The sequence below is a fragment of the Synechococcus sp. R6-7 genome (assembly GCF_047461695.1).
In the GTDB taxonomy this organism is placed as follows: domain Bacteria; phylum Cyanobacteriota; class Cyanobacteriia; order Thermostichales; family Thermostichaceae; genus Thermostichus.
Map to the genome: position 1 here is coordinate 1 of NZ_JANSHS010000083.1, position 6,831 is coordinate 6,831.

A 6,831-nucleotide genomic window follows, 5' to 3' on the forward strand; every position below is an offset into this window, starting at 1 on the left:
TCAGCAGTGTTCAGCGTAAATGTATCAGTTTAAGTTGAATCTGGAACCTGAAAGTTTGATGGGGATGGTGGCAAGGCTATGCAACCCAAAAGCGTTTTCTGGAAGCGACGGCAGGTGTTGGCCGGTCTGGGATCCCTGGGGGCTTGGGTGTTGGGTCAAGGCTCTCCGTTGGCCCAGAATGCCCCCCAGAGCACGGTAGATCTGGGATCCCTGAGCTGGGCAGACATTCTGGAGCGGGCGCGGGGCAGCTCTGTCAACTGGGCCATGTGGAGCGGCAGCGAGGCCATCAATGGCTTCGTGGATGGCTGGGTGAAAAGCCAGTTGCAGGAGCGTTATGGCATTCGCTTGAACCGGATCCCGCTCACGGATACCGTTGAAGCAGTCAACAAGGTGATTGGGGAGGTACAGGCCGGGCTGCGCAGCGGCGGCAGCATCGATCTCATCTGGATCAATGGCAACAACTTCCGCACCCTCAAGCAGGGGAATTTGCTCTTCGGCCCCTTTGCTGAGAAATTGCCCAGCTTGACCTTCTATGATCCCGCCGATATTGCAACGGATTTTGGCCTGCCCACCGAGGGCTATTCTGCGCCCTACACCGGCAACTACTTTTTAATGGCCTATGATGCCGAACGGGTACCCAAGCCCCCCCAGAGCTACGCCGAACTGTTGGCTTGGGCAGAGGCCAATCCAGGGCGATTTACCTACGTGGCCCCGCCGGATTTTCATGGCAGCCGCTTTTTGTTGAGCGCCTTCTATGGTGTGACCGGGGGCTATGCCCAGTACAGCGGGCCGGACTTCGATGCCGATCTCTGGGCGCGACAATCCCCTGCCCTGGTGGAATACCTGAGAAAGCTGGATCCCTTCCTGTGGAGACAGGGCCAAACCTACCCGCCCACCTTTGCCCGCCTGGCGGAGCTCTTTGCCAACGGCGAAGTGTGGCTCATCCCCACCTTTATCGATCAGGTGATCTTACGCAAGGGCAACGGCCAATTTCCCCCCAGCACCACCCCCTATGGGATCCCGGGCACCAGCTTGATCGATCCCTCGTTTACAGCCATTCCCATTAATGCGGCCAATCCTTGGGGGGCAATGGTCCTGGCAGAGGTCTTGGCCAGCCCGGAGGGGCAGCTGGAAAAGTTCAAGCCGGAGGTCTGGGGGGATCTGCCGCTCATCGATGTCAGCCGGTTGTCTGCCGACTACCAAACAGCTTTTGCCCAGCTGGAGGCTGCTGCCGGGATCCCCATTCAAGAGGCCATTGCCGGGGCAGTGCCCATCGTGAACTCCGAATACACAGTGCAACTGGAGGCCCTCTGGCAGCAACAAGTCTTGCCGGGATAGGGGTCAGGTATGCCCCTCACCCCCAGCCTCTTTCCAAAAGGGGAGCTCTTCTGACATTGGGGGTGGGCCGGGCAATGGCGGAGCAGGATCCTCACCTTGGGGCAACCAAACTTGGAAATGCGTCCATCCATCCGAGCTGTTGACGGAGATATTCCCCCCCATATGCTCCACCAGTTGCTTCACCAAAGCCAGCCCCAGGCCGGTGCCGCCGTGCTTCCAGCGATCCGATTGCGGGATCCGGTAAAACTTTTCAAAGATGCGGGGCAGCTCTGGCTCTGGGATCTCGCTGCTGTTGCTGCAGACGAAGAGGATCCCCTCTCCTTCTGAGACAACCCGCAGGTGGATGGATCCCTCGGGGGCCGTGTACTTGATGGCGTTGTGCAGCAGCTCGCGCAGAATGCGCCCCAAGCAGGTGGGGTCGGCCCAAAGCGAGGGGATCCCTGCCTCCAGGTGCAGTTGCAGGTGTTGATGTTTGGCTTGGGCCAAAGGCTGAGCCCCGTCCAGCAAATCTTGTAAATACCGCGGCAGAAAAATATTCTCTGGTTGCAGCAGATACGTCCCGGCTCCCAGCCGTCGCATATCCAGCAGGTCGTTAATGAGCTCGATTTGCCGGTTGCACTCTTTCAGGGCAATGGTGAAGTAGTGCCGCTGTTTCTCGGGGTTATCGCGGGTCATTTGCAGCATTTGCAAGGCCATGCGCACATTGGTCATGGGGGTGCGCAGCTCGTGCGAGACGGTGCTGAGGAAATCATCCTTCAGCAAATTCAGCCGCTCCAATTCCTTCACCTGCGCTTGGGCTGCTTGGTACAGACGGGCTTGGCGAATGGCCAGGGCACACAAGTTGGCCACCTGATAGGCCAGTTGAATCTCGTCTTCGGAAAACTCTTGCTCCGGCAGCCGCTCCAACAGCAAAGCTCCCAGCCGCTTCTCTTTGTCCCAAAGGGTGCAGGCCAGCAGCCGCACCCAGCGTCCTTCCTTCCGACAACAGCAGTGGATTTTCCATTTCTGCTGTGAGGAAGAATGGGACTGCAGCAGGCGCAAGAACTCCGGGTCACTGGCGTAGTCTGGCCCATGCAAGGGATCCGCCCTGTCGCCCTGAGCTGCATCAGAAGAGAGAAGGGGGGAGTAGCAGTAGCCAGGGATCCAGGTTGACCCATCTTCTAAAAGCAGCAGGATTTGGCAGCAGGTTAGGCCTAGTGCCTCGGCAAGGGTTCTGACCACTTCTTCAAGAATTTCCCCCTCGTTTAGGCTGACCACCATCCGGCTGCTGATGGCGCGCAGCACCCCCTCAAAATGCAAGGCTTGCTGCAGCTTGGCCGTGCGCAGCTCCACCTGGGCTTCTAGCTCCCGGTTGAGGGCCTGCAACTGCTGTTCTGCCCGTTTCTGCTCGGTGATCTCCCGCCCCACCGACAGGATCTCCACCAAGCGGCCTTGGCTGTCGAAAATGCCCTGATCCACCCAGCTAATCCAGCGGGACTGGCCGTTTTCTCCGGGATACTCCCGCTCGCTGCAGTAGAAAGGATGCTCAGGCGTGAGAGCAGCAAAAGCTTGCAACACCTTAGCCTGCTCTTCTTCCGGCAGCCGATCCCGCCAAGGTTGGCCCACCACCTCCTCTGCCCGCCGACCGAAGAAGCGCAAACAGGCAGGATTGACGAAGGTGATGCAGGTATCGGGCCGAAAGCGGCAAATGAGCTCTGTCTGCTGCTCCACCACGGCGCGGTATTCTTGCTGCTGCTGCCAGAGACGATCCAGCAGGGCCTGCTGAGCTGCTGCCGCCTGCTGCCAGGCTTTGGTTAGCGTCTGCACCTCCTGGATGGGGCCGGGATCCAAAGGGGGCCAGGGCTGGAAGCCGCTTTGGATAAATTGCTCGGCTACTTGGGTGAGGCGGCGCAGGGGACGGGAGAGAGCTTCGCCGAGGAGGATCCCTGTCCCCAGCATGCTCAGCAATAGCCCACCCCCCAGCAGCGCAGCCTGTTGGGCGCCCCGATGGACTTCGGCCAGAAGGGTTGCCTCTGGGATCCCGTACACGAAATAAAAACCTAGCCTCCCTTCACTCTGAACGGACTCCACCTCCGCCCAGTAGGGGATCCCGCCAACCACGAGGCGCAGCGAATTCTGAGAAGAGGCCGTCTCCCAGGAGCCCACCTGCTCTTGCACAGCCACCAGCAGCGGATGGGGAGCAGGCCCCGCCGTACTGGCCACCACCTGTCCTTCCTCGTCCAGCAGAAAACTCACCTCTGCAGGAGAACGGCCTTCCATCTCTTCCAGAAAGGCTTGAAGCTGCCGGACGGAGAGGGAAGCCACTAAGCTGCCGTAAACCCGCCCCCCCGAGTCGGTCAGAGACAGGGACGTCACGATCAGCCGCTCTGGATCCTGGGCAGGAAGCTCCGCAAAAAATCGGGTTGCCACCCAAGTGTCGCGGATCCCTTCCGACTGCAGGAGCTGGGGAAACCAGAACAACTGCCTCAGATCCACAAAGCCCAACCGGCGAGTGAACCCTGTGGGATCCCCTGTCTCTGGATCCCGTTGGCGGCCCTGGGCGGATCCCGGCAACAGGCCGAGTGTATGGTAAGTCCAAATTGATCCGTCGGCGTGACGGCGGGCGATCACAAACCCCCCTTGAGCCGAGACAAAGCCGATATAGCCGAGCTCAGGAAAGAGCTGCAACTGGCGGGCAAAGTGAGCTTCCAAAACCTCTAGATCGGCTGGGCTGGGTGTCGTCAAATCGGGCAGAAGCCCCCCTCTCACGAGGCTTTGATTGAGGGCGTTGATGCGAGGGGGAACTTGCAAATAGCGGCTGAGGTGCTCTTCGGTCTGGTGGGTAACTTCCCGCTTCAGTTGCTCCGTCAAGCGCAGCGCCAGGTGTCGCCCGGCCCGCCAGGAGAGATAGGCCACTCCCCCCACTCCCCCTGCTACTGAGAGCACTAGGGGCAGCAGCAACGCCACCCGCAAAGGAATGGAGCGGCCAGGCCAACGGGATTGCACCTCAGAAGAACTAGAGGAAGACGGCATGGGATCCCTCACAGAACCTCAGGCTTGGGGAGGTTCCAAAGCCCGCTGCAGAGTGCCAAGGCCGATCTCGGCCGCAATAGCCAGAAGGGCCACTGGAACCGCCCCCACCAGCAAGATGGCGTTGTCATAGAGAGCAAACCCCAGGGTGATAAAAGTGCCCAGCCCTCCCGCGCCGATGAATGCTGCCAGGGTAGCACTCGCAATCACCTCAATGGTAGCCGTTTTAACACCGGCCAAGATCACCGGCAAGGCCAAAGGGATCTCCACGTGCCGCAGTACCTGGGCAGGGGTCATGCCCATGCTCAGGGCAGCTTCCCGCAGGGCCGGCTCAAGGCTGCGGAAGGCCACATCCGTGCTGATCAGAATGGGGGGCAGAGCCAGAAGGGTTAGGGCGACAACTGCCGAACGGAAGCTGAGGCCGAAATAGGGGATGGCCAAAAACAAAATGGCCAAACTGGGGATCACCCGCAGGCTGCTGAACGCATTGATCACCACCAGGGAAAGCATCTGGGAGCGGGAGCTGAAAAAACCCAGCGGCAAACCCAACAGCAGCCCCATTCCCAAAGGCACCGCCACCAGTTGCAGGTGTTGGACGAAGGCTTGAAACAGCGTGTCGCTGTGGTTCTGGGCGTAGGCCAGGGAGCGGGCCAAAAGGCTCATCTAGAGGTGTGTGGATGACAGAGGGATCCAAGACAAGCCCCAGTGTAGCGCCGGCAGGCGATCCTGACAGTGCGGAATAGTGCAGAGCGGGGATTTAGCACCAATCAGGGAGATGGGGTCACTCCAATTTCGGTCTCCGACCTGCTAACGCGGTGCAATCAACCTCAACTTTCTCCCAAGGATTAGAACCCACAGCGCCGCCTGCCGACAAAAATAACCATCTGTTTCACTGCCCATCTGAGTTGCCATCTCTATCCTGCTGATCTTTCTCAATCTTGTCTGGATCCCTGTTTGGGGGGTGGTTGGCTTCTCGCTCTTGCAAACGGCGGATTTGGGAGCGCACCTGCAAAGCAATCTGTAAAGCAGTCTCTAGGATACGACCCTGTTCGCTGGCCTGCTCGCTCACCTGCAGAGCTGTCAAAGCTGCCAAGTTATCGCCGAAGAACTCGCTCTGCTGCTCGATCAGGTCTTCGTTTTGCCGCAAGATCCGTTCAGTTTTCAAGGCACGGATGAGATCGGCCCGGGTCAGCTTCAGCGCTTCGATCACCTCAGCCCTCTGAGCCAGCTTCACCTCGGGGTTGCCCGCTTCCACCAACTGGTCGTTGACGTGGATGGCCTGGATGATTCGGTTGTAGCGATCCACTTCCCCCAGCAAGTTCAACAGCAGCGGCATGCGGCGGCTGCGGAAAATCCAGTAGGCTTGGCCCAGGGCGGCAATAGCCGCCAGGATCCCCCATTCCACCGGCCAAGTGCCCCAAGTGGCCTGTAGGCCAGGGATCCAAATCCGCCCCACCAGGGTAAGTAGGGATCCCCCTGTCCAGAAGGTCAAGAAACGCAAGAACAAGTCCAGCGTCACCAGCAAGCGTAGGAGATCCCAGAAAGCGGAGAACTGGCGCAGGCGATCCTTAAAGCGACGAACGGGCCGAGGCCGATACAACCAAGCCACCGGCACTTGAGAGAGGCTTTCAACTTGAGCTGGGGAGATGATCAGCTCTTGTAAGTCCCGCTGCATCGCCATTTGCTCTGCTGAGGCTGGGAAGTTTTCCCATTGTACTTGCGACCTTGAGCAGCTTGGGCTTGCTCAGGGATCCCTTCCCAGAAGGGAAGCTGCCTGACCAAGTCTCGATAGAATGGGGTTCGCTGGGCTGTTTGCGTCTTCACGCCCTCGTGCTCACGTTGTAGGGCAACAGTGAGACACAAGACAGCTCGTCAAACGCAAAGGAGAAGAGCAGGGTGACCAGCCAATTGCGCCAACTGAAGGCCCATCTCGCTGAACCGGAAAACTTTGCCCCCTACGGACAGGTCATTTGCCCCACTCCCGATCACAAACCCTTCGACAGTCAAGATGCTCAGTTGTTCTTGAATCAAGGGCAGCCCCGCTTTTACATCATGCGCTTGCCTCGCCGCGGCCTCAAGTTTACTCAGATCACCCACCACATCCGCTGCACCCAGTGCCTGGGATCCCTGAATGGCAAGGAGTGGTTTATTGGTGTTGCACCGCCTGCCAATGAGCTGCACGTCGATCAGATTCAAGCCTTTCGGGTGCCTGGGGATCGCTTTATCAAACTGGAGATGGGTACCTGGCATGCCGGCCCCTATTTTGACCACGAAGAGTTCATCGATTTCTACAACTTGGAGCTGGCCGACACCAACATCACCGATCACGAAACCATAAACTTACTCCAAACCTACAACCTGGAGTTCCAGATCACCCCCTGACAAGCTTTCGGGGATCCCTTATCAATCGGGCAAAAAGCAGCATTGATCACAGCAATCTTTCGCTTGAGCGCAAGAAGAGCATGCCTCTAACCCCCAAAACCC

5 protein-coding genes are annotated in these 6,831 nt (G+C 58.8%); 2 read left to right on the forward strand and 3 right to left on the reverse strand.

Annotation, left to right across the window (positions count from 1 at the left end; translation table 11 throughout):
- The first annotated feature begins 78 nt into the window (after positions 1-78).
- On the forward strand, positions 79-1,338 hold the full coding sequence (locus tag NW815_RS03020) for an ABC transporter substrate-binding protein (RefSeq protein WP_414389680.1): 1,260 nt from the start codon (positions 79-81) through the stop codon (positions 1,336-1,338).
- A 3-nt stretch (positions 1,339-1,341) separates the two neighbouring features.
- Here the strand turns inward: NW815_RS03020 and NW815_RS03025 are convergent, their stop codons facing one another.
- The 3 genes from NW815_RS03025 to NW815_RS03035 all read right to left on the reverse strand — a co-directional run bounded on the left by NW815_RS03025 (position 1,342) and on the right by NW815_RS03035 (position 6,028).
- Complete coding sequence (locus tag NW815_RS03025; protein ID WP_414415690.1) at positions 1,342-4,350, reverse strand: ATP-binding protein; 3,009 nt, start codon at positions 4,348-4,350, stop codon at positions 1,342-1,344.
- Positions 4,351-4,368: 18 nt separating this feature from the next.
- A complete protein-coding gene (locus NW815_RS03030; protein ID WP_414331778.1) occupies positions 4,369-5,010 on the reverse strand; it encodes an ABC transporter permease in 642 nt (213 codons plus the stop codon).
- A gap of 226 nt (positions 5,011-5,236) precedes the next feature.
- Positions 5,237-6,028 carry a hypothetical protein gene (locus NW815_RS03035; RefSeq protein ID WP_414387946.1) on the reverse strand — a complete coding sequence of 264 codons (792 nt, stop codon included), beginning with the start codon at positions 6,026-6,028 and terminating at the stop codon, positions 5,237-5,239.
- Positions 6,029-6,243: 215 nt separating this feature from the next.
- Between NW815_RS03035 and NW815_RS03040 the strand changes: the two genes are divergently transcribed.
- Entirely contained in the window at positions 6,244-6,729 is a 486-nt protein-coding gene (locus NW815_RS03040; RefSeq protein WP_414387948.1) for an ureidoglycolate lyase, read from the forward strand.
- Positions 6,730-6,831 lie beyond the last annotated feature (102 nt).